Genomic DNA, 15,308 nt, shown 5'->3' on the forward strand with positions numbered 1-15,308 from the left:
AATTCTCTTCATTGACTTCTGTCCGGTAGTATGAAGACTCGTTCGTTCGTCGTGACCGACGAGCGGATCGGCTGCCCCGGAGACACAAATATTATGATCTGGGTATCTAGTAATAGAATACTAGCACGAACGTATCGTGAACACACGGCAAACGTGAGCCGTCACCGGACGTCAAATCGACGCCGATCATCGTACTCGAGGGTATGTCAAATCAGTATATCACTGCCGAAGAACACCTCCCGGATACCGAGGAGACGGAAACGGTGTTGCAGGTACGCGACGCCGAGACGAAAGAGATCTTCCACTCACGGGCGCGTATCGCGAAAGATCCCACACAGCTCGAGCAGCCGAAGTCGCTCTCGGTCGTCAAGGGACCCCACGAGACCACACAAGAGCAGTGGTACATCGAGTTCGTCGACGAGACGACGACCACCGAGGAGCGCCTCGAGCAGCTGCTCGAGGAGCAGGCCGACCGATCGAACGTCATCAACACGCGATCGAGCGATCTGAACGTGTTGCTCCGGTATCTCGTCGAGACCGGCCAGTACGAGTCGACGGCCGACGCGACACGAGAGCTGCTGTTCGAACAGCTCGCCGAGGAACACCCATCGCTGCTCGAGACCTACGTGGATCTCAAGACTGAGTACGAGTCCGATCCGCTCCAAGCGGTCCTCGAGGACGGATAGATGTCGGTCGACTCGTTTCGGACGTTTCTGGACGTCCTCGAGCGTGGCGACGCGATCACGCGGATCACCGACGACGTCTCCTGGGACCTCGAGGCGAGTGCGATCACGATGCTGGCAAACGAGACGGACGACCGGATCCCCGTTTTCGAGTCGGTCCGGAACCAGCGATCGGACACGAACGCTCGGCTCGTCGGCGACCCCTATCGCGGTCCCCAGCAGTGTCCCTGGAAGTGGTTCGGGCACGCGTTCGACCTCCCGGTCGACTCCGGGCCGGCCTACTACGAGGGGATGATCGATCGGCTCCACGAACCGCTCGAGCCACGGATGGTCTCTGCGGCCGCGGCTCCCTGCAAGGAGGTCGTCCGAACGGGTGACGACGCGAGTCTGCTCGAGTTCCCCTGGCCGTATATCCATCAGGGCGACGGCGGTCGGTACGCGACGCTTGCGACGCTGGTCGCGCCGGATCCCAACAGCGAGTGGGGAAGCTGGTCGCGCCACCGAACGATGATTCACGATTCTTCGCAGGCGAGTGTGCTCTTGCTGGCGGGCGAACAGGTACCCAACCGCTACTACTTCGAGTACGAACGCGACGACGAACCGATGCCCGTCGCACTGACGATCGGCGCCGGCCCGGCCGTCGAGTCCACCGCGGAGATGTGGATCCCCGTCGGGCGAAGCGAGGTCTCCTTCGCCGGTGGACTCCGCGGGTCGCCGGTCGAACTCGTCGAGTGTGAGACGAACGACCTCGCCGTTCCGGCCACCGCCGAGATCGTCATCGAGGGACGAGTGATGCCGAACGAGCGCCTCGACGAGGGACCGTTCGGCGACTACTTCGGGTACATGAACGGTCCTCGCCGATCGATGCCGGTCCTCGAGGTCGACGCGATCACTCATCGCCGCGAGCCGTACGTCCCCTTCTGTGTCGAGGGAAGCGGCGTCGGGTACGGTGAGAACTCCTCGAGTACGCTTGCGATCGCCGCAGGTGGGCCGGACGCCACGCTCGGGCTGCGAATCGCCGGCTTCGACGTCGAACTGGCCGCCCCGTGGCCGTTTACCTCCCGGACGGTCTGGGTCATCGCGGTCGATCGAGCCTACCCCGGCGCCCTCCACGAACTCGCCAACTTCATCTTCACGACCTGGGGGATGCTCCACATCGACTTCTTCGTCTTCGTCGACAGCGACGTCAATCCGCTGTCGCCTCGTGCGGTGATCGAAGCGATCGCCCTCCATGCCGATCCCGCGACGGACTTCCACCAGTTCGGCGTCGAACGTATGCCGAAAGTACCGCTCAACATCTACCAGACGCCCGACGAGAAGGGAAGCGCGACGGTCGGCACCTCACGGACGAAGACGTCGAAAGCCTACATCGACGCCTGTGCCGACGGCGATCGGCCGGCACAGGGGATCGGTGATCGCGACGCACGCGAGCGGGCCCGCGAACTGCTCGTCGAGGCGGGCGTTCCCGAAACGGCGTTCGAACCAGCGCACACGACCGGGGCGGAACGATGACGGCGTTTCGAAGTCACCTCGAGTTTCTCCGGAAGACCGACGACTGTTGCTGGCTCGAACGACCCGACTCGCCGTCGCCCCAGGTTATCGCCAGCGAGGCGCTTCGGGCGGACGGGCCGGTGTTGCGGTGTACGACGAACGACGCTCGTGTCGACCTCGTAGCGGGGGTCTACGGCGGCGTCGATGGGTTGAGTCGAGGGAATCGGTTCCCGTGGAGCCGTCTCGGAATCGGCCTCGGCGTCGACCAGGAACCCGAGTACGTCGACGTCCTCGAGGCGATCACCGACCTCGGCGACCGACTCGACGAACACGACGTCACGTACGTCGAACGCGCGGCGACCGCCACCGACCCGAGCGTCCGGGAACTCGGGTTTCCGACGCCGCCGGATGGAACCTGGCCCCGACTAACGCTTGGGCTCCTTTCGGTCGGGACCGACGACGGCTCCTACTGGACGCCGATCCACGGCACGGTTCTCGATGATAACACGATTCGCGCCCGCGTCCCCGACGCGATCACCGATCGGTTCGCCCGCGGTGACGTCGTCAGCGTCGCGCTCGGGGTCCCGGCCGAAGCGCTCACTGCGACGTACCTCCTGACGGTCACAGACCGCCTCTCGACGCCGATCGAGGAGCGGCGCGTCGGCTCGACGGTGCCGGTGATCCCGACCGGCGGCGGGCTCGTCCCCAGCTCTTCGGAGGTCGTCCTCGAGGCCGAAATCGCGGACCAACAGCCCGAGACGCGCTCGGAGAAACGGGAGTTCTGGGAACGGATCGTCGACGGCACGACGCTGACGCTTGACGTGACCAGTGTGTTCACCCGCGACGACGCCGTCGTTCCGTTTACGCCGCTTGACGTTCCACTCGCTGATGACCTCCAGCTCGTCGCGTTGACTCTGGCGGCACAGCTGTACGATCGAGCAAACAGCTACTGGGGCATCGCACCGGTCGAGTGGCTTCTGCTTCCGGCGAGCGGACGGCTCGGGGTCTGTGTAGTCTCGACGGAGATGCTGTACGCCGGCTTCGAGTGGCAGCTCTCGAACTTCCTGTTTTCCTTCTCGAACTGTTATGACACCGTCGTCGTCGTCGACGACGAAGCCAGTCCGCGCGACCTCGGACAGGTCCTCGCGGACATCTGGGTCAAGGCCCATCCGTCTCGAGACTGGCTGTTCAGCGAGTCCGACGCTCCCGTCGCCCGGCTGCCGACGTACAGCCGGGACGGGACCGGGGCCCGACTCTACGTCGACGCAACGTGGGATCCCCGGTGGGACGAGGAGTACATCGCGCCGCGTGTCTCGCTTACCGAGTCGTACCCGCCTAACCTCCGAGCGGCTATCCGTGGCTCGTGGTCCGAGTTCGGTTTCGACACCGATCCGGAGGAGCTGTAACAGCGTCCCCTCGCCCGTACGAAAGCACCGCCGGCTTTCCGTATGGGAGTCACCAGGTCCTGCGTGTTCGTTCAAAAGTCCCTCTCAGTTCCCCGACAAAAGGACGCTAGAGAGTTCAATTCACCGGATTTTTGATTGTATCAACCAGTAGTCAGACACTCGTTTTCCGACAGCGGTGTATCGTTTTCGCGACTTTGTGTCACACAGTAGCACTCTATTCGATCCATCGGCGTTTTCGAAAGTGTTTACGCAAGACGGCGTCGGGCTCCGAATAACAGTATACTACCATCAGATATTATATTTCCATTTAGTAGTGTGAAAACATCCAGTGCAGTTATTACGGAGAACGGAACCAGCGGAGGTGTATGACAGACGGCCACAACCTACCGGATTACGAGGAAGTGTACGACGAGTTCACGTGGGAGGATATCTACGCGGACGCCGACTGGGACGCACCGGACGAGCTGAACATCGCACACGAGGTCTGTGATCGCCACGCCGAGAACAAAGAGAAGGTCGCACTCTACCAGGTCAGCGAGGACGGCGAGCTGACGACGATGACCTTCTGGGAGCTCGCCGACCGGACCAACCGGTTTGCGAACGTCCTCGAGTCGCTGGGCATCGAGCAGGGCGACCGCGTCTTCTCGTACATGCCACGGATCCCCGAACACTACGTGGCGCTCGTGGGAACGCTCAAACGCGGGGCCGTCTTCGGCGGCATCAACGAGCGGTTCGGTCCCGATGGCATCTCCTATCGACTCTCCGACTGCGATGCGAAAGCGATCGTTACGACCCCCGAAAACCGCGACACCGTCGCGGACGCACTCGAGGACGCGCCCTCGGTCGAACACGTCATCGTCGTCAGCGACGACGGGACGGGCATCCGACCCGGCGACGTTAGCTACCACAGCGAACTCGAGACCGCAAGCCGCGAGTACGAGCCGGCAGACACAAGCGGCGAGGACGACGCGTTGCTCTACTACACCAGCGGGACGACCGGGCTGGCGAAAGGCGTCCGTCACAAACACCGCTGGGTCACGGGCGTCGCCGCCACCCAGAAGTACGCCGTCGACCTCCAGGAGGGAGACTGCTACTGGTCGACCGGCGACCTCGGCTGGCTGACGGGGCCGATCAACACGCTCGGCGCCTGGTTCTGGGGAACGTCACTGTTCACCTACGAAGGCGAGTTCGACCCCAAGGAGTGGGCCGACCTCCTCGATCGGTTCCCGATCACGGTGTTGTTCTCGGTGCCGACAGCCTACCGGATGCTGCGCGAACACGAAGAGGTCCTCGAGGACGTCTCGCTGGACCTCCGTCACGCCCTGTCGATCGGCGAACCGCTCTCTGCTGGCGTCGTCGAGTGGGGCGAGGAGACGCTCGGCGTCACCATTCACGACACCTACGGACAGACCGAGACGGGCAACATGATCATCAACAACTACCCGACGATGGAGGTCCGTCCGGGATCGATGGGCAAGCCGCTGCCCGGCGTCGAGGCCGAAATCGTCGATCCGGAGACGGGCGAAGTGCTCGAGCCAGGCGAGACGGGCGAGATCGCCCAGCGTGGGGACTACCCCTGCTTCTTCGCGGAGTACTGGCAGAAACCCGAGAAGACCGCGGAGTGTTTCGTCGACGGTCCCGACGGCGAGTGGTATCTCTCCGGTGACCTCGCCCACAAGGACGAAGACGGCTACCTCTGGTTCGAGGGTCGGGCCGACGACGTCATCCTCTCGTCGGGCTACCGGATCGGTCCCTTCGAAGTCGAGAGCTCGCTGGGCGAACACGAGGCCGTCGCCGAGTCCGCGGTCGTTCCGAAACCCCACCGCGAACGCGGCAATATCGTGAAAGCTTACATCGTGCCCAGTGAGGGGACGACCACCTCCGAAGAGCTCAAGGAGGATATCAAGAGCCACGTCCGGGAGGAGCTGTCGGCCCACGAATACCCACGCGAGATCGAGTTCCGCGAGGAGCTACCGAAGACTGTCACCGGAAAGATCCGCCGGACCGAGCTGCAAGACGAGGTCGAAGAGGAGGTCGAGGAAGGAGCCGAAGCGGCCTGATCGGCCCGGCGCCGTGATTTCGGCCCGACGCGTACCGTCTCGACACCGGACGACGACGACGTCGAACCGACCTGAGAACGAGTACCGGTCCGGGATGTCCCGGACCGAACGTTGCACCACGACACTACGAAACTGCGATCATGAACTTCGAAGACACGCAAGAACGATCGATGATCCGCCAGACGGCGGCGGAGATTGCCGACCAGTACGGACCCGAACACTGGCGCGAAAAGGAAGAGAACGGCGAGTTCTCCAGTGAGTTCTGGAACGAACTCGGCGACGCCGGCTTCCACGGCCTGCTCGTCCCCGAGGAGTACGCCGGTGCCGGAATGGGGATGCAAGAGATGGGACTGGCCATGGAGACGCTCTGTGCCGAGGGCTGTGGCATGGCCGGCACGTGGTACCTGGTGTTGACCGCCGGGATGGCCGCCGTCGGCATCCGTGAACACGGCACCGACGACCAGAAGGAACGCTACCTACCCGACATCGCGACCGGCGAGCGGAACTTCTCGATCGGGATCACCGAGCCCGAGGCGGGAACGAACACGTTGAACGTCGCCACTCGAGCCGAGAAAGACGGCGACGAGTACGTCTTAAACGGCAAGAAGGCATGGATCACGTTCGCCGACCGAGCCGACAACATGATCCTCGTCACGCGGACGACCCCCCGCGAGGAGGTCGACCGCGGCACCGACGGCATCAGCCTGTTCGTCGTCGACATGGACGATCCAAACATCGACGTCTCGCCGATCCCCAAACACGCGATGAACTACTCGAAGTCCTGTGAGGTCTTCTTAGAGGACGTCCGCGTGCCCGAGGAGAACCTGCTGGGCGAGGTCGACGACGGCTGGTGGGTGCTCGTCGACATGCTCAACCCCGAACGGATCGGCTTCGCGGCTGCCGGTACTGGGATCGGCAAACTCGCCTCGGAGACGGCCATCGAGTACGCGAACGATCGCGAGATCTTCGGGGCGCCGATCGGCACCCACCAGGCGGTTTCGTTCCCCATCACGGAGGCTTACGCGAAGATGGAGACGGCCACGCTCATGCGCGAAAAGGCCGCGTGGCTCTACGACCAGGACGAGGAGTGTGGCTACGAGACCAACGTCGCGAAAGCGACGGCCGTTGAGGCCGGCATCGAGGCGGTCAAACACTCGATGCAGGCCTTCGGTGGCTGGGGCTACGCCAAGGAGTACGACGTCGAACGCTGGTGGCGTGAGATCAACCTCACCCGGCTCGCTCCGGTCAGCCAGCAGATGGCGTACAACCACATCGGCCAACAGCTTGGCTTCCCCAAATCCTACTGACCATGTTCGAAAAACTACTAGTCGCAAACCGCGGCGAAATCGCCGTTCGCGTCATGCAAGCCTGTGAGGAGCTCGGTATCGAGACGGTCGCCGTCTACAGCGACGCCGACCGAAACGCTGGCCACGTCGCCTACGCCGACGAAGCGTACAACATCGGTCCCGCGCCCGCGAGTCAGTCCTACCTCGACGGAGACGCCATCATCGAGGTCGCCGACCGAGCAGGGGCCGACGCGATCCACCCCGGCTACGGCTTCCTCGCGGAGAACGCCGAGTTCGCAAGCGACGTCGAAGACGCCGAGGGGATCACCTGGGTCGGGCCAAGCAGCGACGCCATGACGGCACTCGGCGAGAAGACGAACGCGCGTCGCATCATGCAGGCGGCCGACGTACCCGTCGTTCCAGGGACGACCGAACCCGTCGAGTCGGCCGAGGAAGTGCGAGAACTCGGCGCCGAGTTTGGCTACCCAGTCGCAATCAAGGCCGAAGGCGGCGGTGGCGGCCGCGGGATGAAGATCGTTCGCGGTGACGACGAGGCCGAAGACGCCCTAGAGAGTGCCAAACGCGAGGGTGAAGCGTACTTCGACAACGACTCGGTCTACGTCGAGAAGTTCCTCGAGAGTCCGAAACACGTCGAGGTACAGATCCTCGCGGACGAACACGGCACGGCGCTCCATCTCGGTGAACGGGACTGTTCGCTCCAGCGTCGCCACCAGAAGGTCATCGAGGAGGCACCGAGCCCGGCACTGGACGCCGACCTTCGGGAGGCGATCGGTGACGCGGCCCGTCGGGGCGTTCGGGAAGCCGGCTACACGAACGCCGGCACCGTCGAATTCCTCGTGGAAAACGAGGAGTTCTACTTCATGGAGGTCAACACCCGGATCCAGGTCGAACACACCGTCAGCGAGGAGGTGACGGGAATCGACATCGTCCGCGAGCAGCTCCGCATCGCGGCCGGCGAAAAACTCCCCTACAGCCAGGACGACGTCGAGATCGACGGCCACGCGATGGAGTTCCGGATCAACGCCGAGAACCCGGCCGACGGGTTCGCGCCGACGCCGGGGACGCTCACCACGTACGATCCGCCGAGTGGCCTCGGCGTCCGGATCGACGACGCGATCTCTCAGGGCGACGAGATCGCCGGCGACTACGACTCGATGATCGCGAAGCTGATCGTTCGCGCACCGACGCGGGAACGCTGTCTCGAGCGCTCGAATCGAGCACTCGCCCACTTCGACGTCGGCGTCGAGACGACGGTCCCGTTCCACCGGCTGATGCTCGAAGACGAGACGTTCCGCGCGGGCGAACACACGACGAACTACCTCGACGAGACGGTCAGCGACGACGACCTCGCGGACGCCGTCGACCGCTGGAGTACGGCGGTCGACGACGAGGGCGACCCGGCTGGAGACGCCGAGACGAACGACCTCGTCGTCGAAGTCGACGGGCAGCGGTTCGACGTCGCCGTCACGGGCGGGCTCTCCCAGGTCGCGAGCAGCGACGGCGGAGCCGACGCCGGCGGGGGCACTGCCGGCACGTCGTCGACAGCCTCGAGCACTGGCGGCGGTGCCGGAACTGGACAGGTCACCGCGGGCGACACGATCACGGCCGAGATGCAGGGCACCGTGCTCTCGGTGAACGTCTCTCCCGGCGACGACGTCGCCGAAGGCGACGTGGTCTGTGTCCTCGAGGCGATGAAGATGGAAAACGACGTGGTGGCACCGGCGGCCGGGACCGTCGCGGATATCCCCGTGACTGACGGTGAATCGGTCGATATGGGCGACCCGCTCGTGGTGCTCGAATAACCATGGAAGTGACAGTCAACGACACGACGACGGATCGAGAGGCACAGGCGATCGCGAAGGCCCTCGCGTCCCACTTCGGGGACGACGTAGAGCTGTACGCCGAGACGGGCGAAGAGCTCCTCGCAAGCGCGTCACCGGAGCGAAACGGAAGTTCCGCCGACGAGACCACGACCGGGACGGCCACCGCCACCGGCGATGGCGGTGCCGATACCGCAGCCGACGACCTCGAGCCGACCGAGCGAGAGGAGGCCTTGCTCGACGAGATCGAGGACATCCTCGAGGGCGGTCCCGAGAAGTACCGCGAACGCCTCTCCGATCAGGGGAAGCTGTTCGTCCGCGATCGGCTCGACCTCTGGTTCGGCGAGGACGGCCTGACGTTCGAGGACGGCAAGTTCGCCAACTTCGACGAGTGGCATCCGAGCGGACAGGACGGCGAGGCCGACTCCGGAAACCGACTGCCTGCCGACGGGCTCATCACCGGCGCCGCCGAGTTCGAAGGCCGTGATATCCACTTCATGGCCAACGACTTCACCGTCAAGGCGGGGTCGATGGCCGAGAAGGGCGTCGAGAAGTTCCTCCGGATGCAACAGCGTGCGCTGAAGACCGGCCGACCGGTGTTGTATCTGATGGACTCCTCGGGCGGTCGGATCGACCAGCAGACCGGCTTCTTCGCCAACCGTGAGGGGATCGGGAAGTACTACTACAATCACTCGATGCTGTCGGGACGGGTCCCACAGATCTGCGTGCTGTACGGTCCCTGTATCGCGGGTGCGGCGTACACGCCCGTCTTCGCGGACTTTACGATCATGGTCCGGGACATGTCCGCGATGGCCATCGCCTCCCCACGGATGGTCGAGATGGTCACCGGCGAGGAGATCGACCTCGGGGACCTGGGTGGACCGGACGTCCACGCCCGGCACTCGGGTAGCGCGGACCTGATCGCTGAAGACGAGGAACACGCCCGCGAACTCGTCGCGAAGCTGCTGAGCTACCTCCCCGACAACAGCGACGAGGAGCCGCCACAAACCGAGGGAGCCGCACCCGAACTGTCGCCCGAGGGGATCGACTCGATCGTCCCCCAGGAGCCAAACCGCGGCTACGACATGTTCGACGTCATCGACCGGGTCGTCGACGCTGGCTCGACGCTCGAGCTCCGGCCGGAGTACGGCCCCGAGATCATCACGGCCTTTGCCCGTATCGACGGCCGTCCGGTCGGGATCGTCGCCAACCAGCCTGCCCAGCGAGCCGGGGCGATCTTCCCCGACGCCGCCGAGAAGGCCGCGGAGTTCATCTGGACCTGTGACGCCTACGACATTCCGCTGTTGTACCTGTGTGACACGCCCGGCTTCATGGCCGGTTCGCAGGTCGAGAAAGACGGCATCTTAGAGCAGGGCAAGAAGATGATCTACGCGACCTCTTCTGCGACGGTGCCCAAACAGTCCGTGGTCGTCCGCAAGGCCTACGGCGCCGGCATCTACGCGATGTCCGGGCCGGCCTACGACCCCGAGAGCGTCATTGGACTTCCCAGCGGCGAGATCGCGATCATGGGCCCCGAGGCGGCGATCAACGCCGTCTACGCGAACAAACTGGCCGCGATCGACGATCCGGACGAACGCGCAAAGCGAGAACAGGAGCTGCGCGAGGAGTACCGGGAGGACATCAACGTCCACCGGATGGCAAGCGAGGTCGTCATCGACGAGATCGTGCCGCCGAGCTCGCTCCGGGACGAACTCGAGGCCCGGTTCGAGTTCTACGAGACCGTCGAGAAGGACCTTCCGGACAAGAAACACGGGACGATCCTCTGAACACCCACCGACAGACATCTCACAGGTGACACACATATGACCGGACTGTACTACGAGGAGTTCGAAGTCGGCGAGACGATCGAACACGAGCGGCGTCGGACGATCAGCGAGAGTGACAACCAGCAGTTCTGCGATATGACGATGAACCAGCAGCCGCTGCATCTCGACGCTGCGTTCGCCGAGGAGACGGCGTTCGGAGAACGGCTGGTCAACGGGCTCTACACGATGAGCCTCGCAGTCGGCATTACCATTCCGGAGACCACCGACGGAACCATCGTCGCCAACCTCTCGTACGACAACGTCGAGCACCCCGAGCCGGTGTTTCACGGCGACACGATCCGGGTGCAGTCGACCGTCACGGACAAACGGGAGACCAGCGACGGCGAGCGCGGTATCGTCACCATGCACGTCGAGGTCTTCAGGGTCAACGACCGTCCCACTGACGAGGCCGACGAAACGCTCGTCTGTGAGTTCGACCGAACCGTCCTCTCGCTGCGAGGTGATCGTCCAGACACGTAGACGGTAACGGGCCGACGACGACAGTTTCGACGGGGTTCGACCGATCGAACCCCGGCACGGGTGACTGGGGTGAACCGTTATTCGACGACACTGATCGGTGTGGGGATTGCCGTCCTCGACCGATATGCGAGATATGAACACACAACTGATGAACGAAAACAATTCACACGTCTCACGGCGGAACTTCCTGAAGGGGTCCGCCGCGGTAACGACAGTCGGATCGCTTGCAGGCTGTGTCCTCCTCGAGGGGGACTTCGGCACGGAGGAGATCGACGGCATTCCGGACGAACCGTTCCGGATCGTCCAACTCCTCTTCGAGTCCGGCCCGCCGGCGTTCTACGGCGAGGAAGCGAGAAACGCGAGCGAGATGCTCGTCGAGCAGATCAACGACGACGGCGGCCTCATCGGCGAACGCGAGATCGAGGTCGTCGACCGACTCGACGAGGATGCCGGACCGGATTCGCTGATCAGCGACGTCCAGGCGATGGCACAGGAGGGCGAGGTCGACATGATCATGGGTATCGTCTCGAGTGCCCACTCGCTTGCGGTGGCACCAGCAGCGGACGACCAACAGTTGCCGTTCCTGGTGACGATGCCCGGAACCTACCAGCTGTTCGAGGAGAACCCGGAGATGGACCACGTCGTCCGGACGGCTGGGACGAACGCTGCCGGTGCGGTCGGTGCCGTCCGGATGGTCGAGCAGATGGACGACGTCGAAACGGTGATCACGGTCGATCCCGACTACGCCTGGGGACACGACCACCAGGAGATGTTTACGGCCGGCCTCGACGCCGTCGGTGCAGACGTCGAGGTCGTCGAGTCGCGCTACCCGGAGCTGGGTGAGACCGACTACAGCGCTCACGTCTCCGCGATCGCCGACGAGTCGCCGGACCTCCTGTTCTCGAGTCTGTGGGGCGGAGACATTTCGACGTTCGTCTCACAGGGCGTCGCCGGTGGGCTGTTCGAAGCGGTTGACGAGGCGCTGTTGATCGGCGACACCGGTGCACCCTTGCTCGACTCTCTCGGCGCCGATATGCCAGAGAACGTCTGGCTCGGCGGTCGCGGTGGCTACCAACCCAACTACCGGTACGACGAGGACGAAGCCCACCGGGAGTTCGTCGACGAATACTACGAGCGCTACGACCAGCTCCCGGGGTGGGGTGCCTACCACGAGTGGATGGGTTTCGAGGCGCTCCAGGAGGGCGTCGAACGGGCCGTCCAGATCATCGGCGACTGGCCGACCGGCGAACAGCTCATGGCGTCGATGAACAACATCGCGTTCGAGGCACCGCACGGCCAGCATACGATGCACGGCCCACAGGCAGTCGCACCGGCCGTCTTCGGACGTCCGACCGACGACCACGATCTTCCGGTCGATCACCCGCTTCTCGGTGAGTTCGAGTTCATCGAGGCCGCAGAGGTCAACCCGCCGGAGGGCGTCCTGACGATGGACTGGGTCGACGAAATCGAACCGATGACGGGGTGAGAACGGATGCCGATCGAATCCCTCATGGTAAACACGTTCAACGGGCTCTACTTCGCAGCCCTGCTGTTTTTCGCATCGGTTGGGCTGACGCTCGTGTTCGGTATCCTCAACCTGCTGAACATGGCTCACGCCGCGTTCTACGGTCTCGGCGCCTACGTGGCCGTCTGGACGCTGAACAACATGGGCGATATCACGACGTCGACGGTCGTCCTCTTGGCGGTACTCGTCCTCGTGATACCGCTGGTCGTGTTCGTCCTTTCGGCAGTGTTAGACAAGACGGTCTTCGCCCCGCTGTACGAGATCGAGCCCGTCTATCAGCTGCTGGCGACGTTCGGTGTGATCCTCATGCTCGACGACGTGATCAAGTTCATCTGGGGTGCGTCCCCGATCACGGTCGACGGCGCCGTCGATCCGTCCCGACAGCTGGGAACGCTCGACCTGCTCGGCATCTCGGTGTCGGCCTACCGGTCGGTCGTCATCCTGATCGCCATCGCCTGTGCCGTCGGGCTCTATCTCATGTTCGTGAAGACGAAACTCGGGAAGATCTCCCAGGCGATGTCGGAGGACTACGAGATGGTCCAGATGCTCGGGATCAACGTCAACCGCGTTCGCATCATGATCTTTAGCATCTCGGTCGCCATCGCGGCCCTCGGCGGCGCGCTGTTCGTCCCCTTCGCGACGGCGACGCCGGCGGTGACCCTCGAGTACGTCCTGCTCTCGTTCGCCGTGATCGTTATCGGCGGTCTCGGGAGCCTCAAAGGCGTCGTCGTCGCCGCGCTGGTCATCGGTATGGTTCGGAGTTTCGGGATCGCGTACTACCCGGCACTCGAGTTAGCGATCGTCTTCGGGCTGATGGCAGTGGTCATCATCTTCAAGCCAGAAGGGCTGTTCGGCGACGAGGGGGTGGTCGAATGAGCACCCGCTTGCCGACGTTCGGCGACGTGAAAGCCGGGGAGATAAAGGGGGTGCTTCTCGACAAGCGCCTGCTCGCGGGCAGCGCCCTGTTCGTCTTCCTCGCGTTGTACCCCGCGTTGACGATGAACGCCTATCACACGCGTCTGCTGGCGTGGATCATGTGTTTCGCCATCGCTGCCCTCGGGTTCAACATCGTCCTCGGCTACACGGGGCTGCTGTCGTTCGGCCACGCCGCGTTCTTCGGGGCCGGGATGTACACCGTCGTGATCGCGATGGAACGGGCCGGGATCACCGATCTCGTCGTCCTGCTGGTACTGGCGATGATCGTCGCCGGCGTCGTCGGGGCGATCATCGGCGCGCTCTCGGTCAAGACACACGAGATCTACTTCGCGCTGTTGACGCTTGCGCTTGCCCAGCTGCTGTTCGTGCTCGCGACCCGGGACGTCGGCGGACTTACCCGCGGGACCGACGGGATCGGGCTCACCCGCCCCGACTTCCTGGGACTCCCCGTCAGCGAAGTGCCGGCCCAGTTCTATCTGATGGGCTTTTACTACCACGTGATCCTCGTCTGTCTGACCGCGACGATCCTGTTGCTGTGGGTCGTGTTGCGCTCGCCGTTCGGCCTCACGCTGAAGATGATCCGCGAAAACGAGACGCGAGCGGAGATGAGCGGCGTCCCCATCCTCCGGTACCGGCTGTACTCGATGATCCTCTCGGCGATGATCGTCGGACTCGGCGGCGCGCTCTACGCCGTCGTCGTCGGCCACATCACGCCGGAGTATCTCGACTGGACGATGTCCGGCGAGATCGTCTTCATGGCGTTGCTTGGCGGTATCGGCACCTTCCTCGGACCGGTCGTCGGCGCCGGCGGCTTCATCCTGTTGCAGGAACTGGCACTCAGCGTCACCACTTACTGGCACTTCACGATGGGACTCGTGTTGTTCGTGGTCGTGTTGACGCTGCGAGAGAAGGGTATCTGGGGCGGTGCGAAAGAACTGCTCGAGCGACTCGACGAACGGAGAGACAACTCATGAGTACACAGAACACACGGAACACGGCATCCGCGAGATCGAGCGGATCGGCGGAACCGATCCTCAGAACCGAAAACGTCCGCAAGGAGTTCGGCAGCCTCGTCGCCGTCGACGGCGTCAGCCTCGAGTTCTACGACGACGAGATCGTCGGCATCATCGGGCCGAACGGCGCTGGCAAGACGACGTTTACGAACCTCCTGTCGGGTGCGCTCTCGCTGACCGACGGAACCATCGTCTTCGACGGCGACGACATTTCGGACCTGCGACGGTACAAACGCGTCCGTCGCGGTCTCGTCCGCTCGTTCCAGATCCCACAGATCTACGACGAGCTCACGGTGTTCGAGAACGTTCAGGCGAGCGTTCTCTCCCGGAAAGGGGAGAACAATCGGCTGTTTACGCTTACCCACCGCGATAGCGACTCCGTCGAAGAGACCGAACGGCTCCTCGAGATGTTCAACCTCGAGGCCCACGCGGACGAACACACCGAACACCTGCCACACGGGGTACGCAAGATCCTCGACGTGGCGATGTCGTTTGCGCTTCGACCGAAGCTCATGGTCCTCGACGAGCCAACGAGCGGCGTCGGCTCCCGCGAGAAGAACGCGGTGATGGAGACGATCACCGACGCGGCGGTCGAGCGCAACATCGGTCTCATCTTCATCGAACACGACATGGAACTGATCCGCACCTACTCCGATCGGATCGTCGCCCTCCACGAGGGTCGCGTGCTCGCCGACGACGACCCGGCCGCCGTGATGAACTCCGAGGAGGTCAACCAGTTCATCCTCGAGGGAGGTGTCTGA

At 63.7% G+C, this 15,308-nt stretch carries 12 protein-coding genes; all 12 read left to right on the forward strand.

Features of this window, described 5'->3' with window-relative positions; all coding sequences use genetic code 11:
* The first annotated feature begins 203 nt into the window (after nucleotides 1–203).
* The 12 genes from RBH26_RS07125 (at nucleotide 204) to RBH26_RS07180 (ending at nucleotide 15,308) form a co-directional block, all read left to right on the forward strand.
* Nucleotides 204–686: a ubiD operon protein gene (locus RBH26_RS07125; protein ID WP_306757489.1), complete on the forward strand. Its 483-nt coding sequence runs from the start codon at nucleotides 204–206 to the stop codon at nucleotides 684–686.
* A complete protein-coding gene (locus RBH26_RS07130) occupies nucleotides 687–2,195 on the forward strand; it encodes a UbiD family decarboxylase (protein WP_306757490.1) in 1,509 nt (502 codons plus the stop codon).
* Nucleotides 2,192–3,580, forward strand: a complete 1,389-nt coding sequence (locus RBH26_RS07135; protein ID WP_306757491.1) for a UbiD family decarboxylase domain-containing protein — start codon at nucleotides 2,192–2,194, stop codon at nucleotides 3,578–3,580. The genes RBH26_RS07130 and RBH26_RS07135 overlap by 4 nt, the downstream gene beginning before the upstream one ends.
* Before the next feature lie 365 nt (nucleotides 3,581–3,945).
* Nucleotides 3,946–5,640, forward strand: coding sequence for an AMP-binding protein (locus tag RBH26_RS07140; protein ID WP_306757492.1), 1,695 nt, complete (start codon nucleotides 3,946–3,948; stop codon nucleotides 5,638–5,640).
* Nucleotides 5,641–5,780: 140 nt separating this feature from the next.
* Nucleotides 5,781–6,947, forward strand: a complete 1,167-nt coding sequence (locus RBH26_RS07145; protein ID WP_306757494.1) for an acyl-CoA dehydrogenase family protein — start codon at nucleotides 5,781–5,783, stop codon at nucleotides 6,945–6,947.
* Between the two features lie 2 nt (nucleotides 6,948–6,949).
* Nucleotides 6,950–8,749: an acetyl-CoA carboxylase biotin carboxylase subunit gene (locus RBH26_RS07150; RefSeq protein WP_306757496.1), complete on the forward strand. Its 1,800-nt coding sequence runs from the start codon at nucleotides 6,950–6,952 to the stop codon at nucleotides 8,747–8,749.
* A 2-nt stretch (nucleotides 8,750–8,751) separates the two neighbouring features.
* On the forward strand, nucleotides 8,752–10,554 hold the full coding sequence (locus tag RBH26_RS07155; RefSeq protein ID WP_306757497.1) for an acyl-CoA carboxylase subunit beta: 1,803 nt from the start codon (nucleotides 8,752–8,754) through the stop codon (nucleotides 10,552–10,554).
* A gap of 36 nt (nucleotides 10,555–10,590) precedes the next feature.
* The gene (locus RBH26_RS07160) at nucleotides 10,591–11,073 is read left to right on the forward strand and encodes a MaoC family dehydratase (RefSeq protein WP_306757498.1); all 483 of its coding nucleotides are present in this window, start codon (nucleotides 10,591–10,593) and stop codon (nucleotides 11,071–11,073) included.
* 148 nt (nucleotides 11,074–11,221) lie between these two features.
* A complete protein-coding gene (locus tag RBH26_RS07165) occupies nucleotides 11,222–12,559 on the forward strand; it encodes an ABC transporter substrate-binding protein (protein ID WP_306757500.1) in 1,338 nt (445 codons plus the stop codon).
* A gap of 6 nt (nucleotides 12,560–12,565) precedes the next feature.
* Complete coding sequence (locus RBH26_RS07170; RefSeq protein ID WP_306757502.1) at nucleotides 12,566–13,474, forward strand: branched-chain amino acid ABC transporter permease; 909 nt, start codon at nucleotides 12,566–12,568, stop codon at nucleotides 13,472–13,474.
* On the forward strand, nucleotides 13,471–14,508 hold the full coding sequence (locus RBH26_RS07175; RefSeq protein WP_306757504.1) for a branched-chain amino acid ABC transporter permease: 1,038 nt from the start codon (nucleotides 13,471–13,473) through the stop codon (nucleotides 14,506–14,508). The genes RBH26_RS07170 and RBH26_RS07175 overlap by 4 nt, the downstream gene beginning before the upstream one ends.
* Nucleotides 14,505–15,308, forward strand: a complete 804-nt coding sequence (locus RBH26_RS07180) for an ABC transporter ATP-binding protein (RefSeq protein WP_306757506.1) — start codon at nucleotides 14,505–14,507, stop codon at nucleotides 15,306–15,308. The genes RBH26_RS07175 and RBH26_RS07180 overlap by 4 nt, the downstream gene beginning before the upstream one ends.

It is taken from the genome of Natronolimnohabitans sp. A-GB9, from assembly GCF_030848565.1.
GTDB lineage: Archaea > Halobacteriota > Halobacteria > Halobacteriales > Natrialbaceae > Natronolimnohabitans.

Bases quoted from the DNA above. Each gene is read 5' to 3' on its own strand.
- RBH26_RS07155 (WP_306757497.1), top strand. From the start codon at position 8,752: ATGGAAGTGACAGTCAACGACACGACGACGGATCGAGAGGCACAGGCG.
- RBH26_RS07130 (WP_306757490.1), top strand. From the start codon at position 687: ATGTCGGTCGACTCGTTTCGGACGTTTCTGGACGTCCTCGAGCGTGGC.
- RBH26_RS07150 (WP_306757496.1), top strand. From the start codon at position 6,950: ATGTTCGAAAAACTACTAGTCGCAAACCGCGGCGAAATCGCCGTTCGC.
- RBH26_RS07125 (WP_306757489.1), top strand. From the start codon at position 204: ATGTCAAATCAGTATATCACTGCCGAAGAACACCTCCCGGATACCGAG.
- RBH26_RS07140 (WP_306757492.1), top strand. From the start codon at position 3,946: ATGACAGACGGCCACAACCTACCGGATTACGAGGAAGTGTACGACGAG.
- RBH26_RS07175 (WP_306757504.1), top strand. From the start codon at position 13,471: ATGAGCACCCGCTTGCCGACGTTCGGCGACGTGAAAGCCGGGGAGATA.
- RBH26_RS07145 (WP_306757494.1), top strand. From the start codon at position 5,781: ATGAACTTCGAAGACACGCAAGAACGATCGATGATCCGCCAGACGGCG.
- RBH26_RS07135 (WP_306757491.1), top strand. From the start codon at position 2,192: ATGACGGCGTTTCGAAGTCACCTCGAGTTTCTCCGGAAGACCGACGAC.
- RBH26_RS07180 (WP_306757506.1), top strand. From the start codon at position 14,505: ATGAGTACACAGAACACACGGAACACGGCATCCGCGAGATCGAGCGGA.
- RBH26_RS07170 (WP_306757502.1), top strand. From the start codon at position 12,566: ATGCCGATCGAATCCCTCATGGTAAACACGTTCAACGGGCTCTACTTC.
- RBH26_RS07160 (WP_306757498.1), top strand. From the start codon at position 10,591: ATGACCGGACTGTACTACGAGGAGTTCGAAGTCGGCGAGACGATCGAA.
- RBH26_RS07165 (WP_306757500.1), top strand. From the start codon at position 11,222: ATGAACGAAAACAATTCACACGTCTCACGGCGGAACTTCCTGAAGGGG.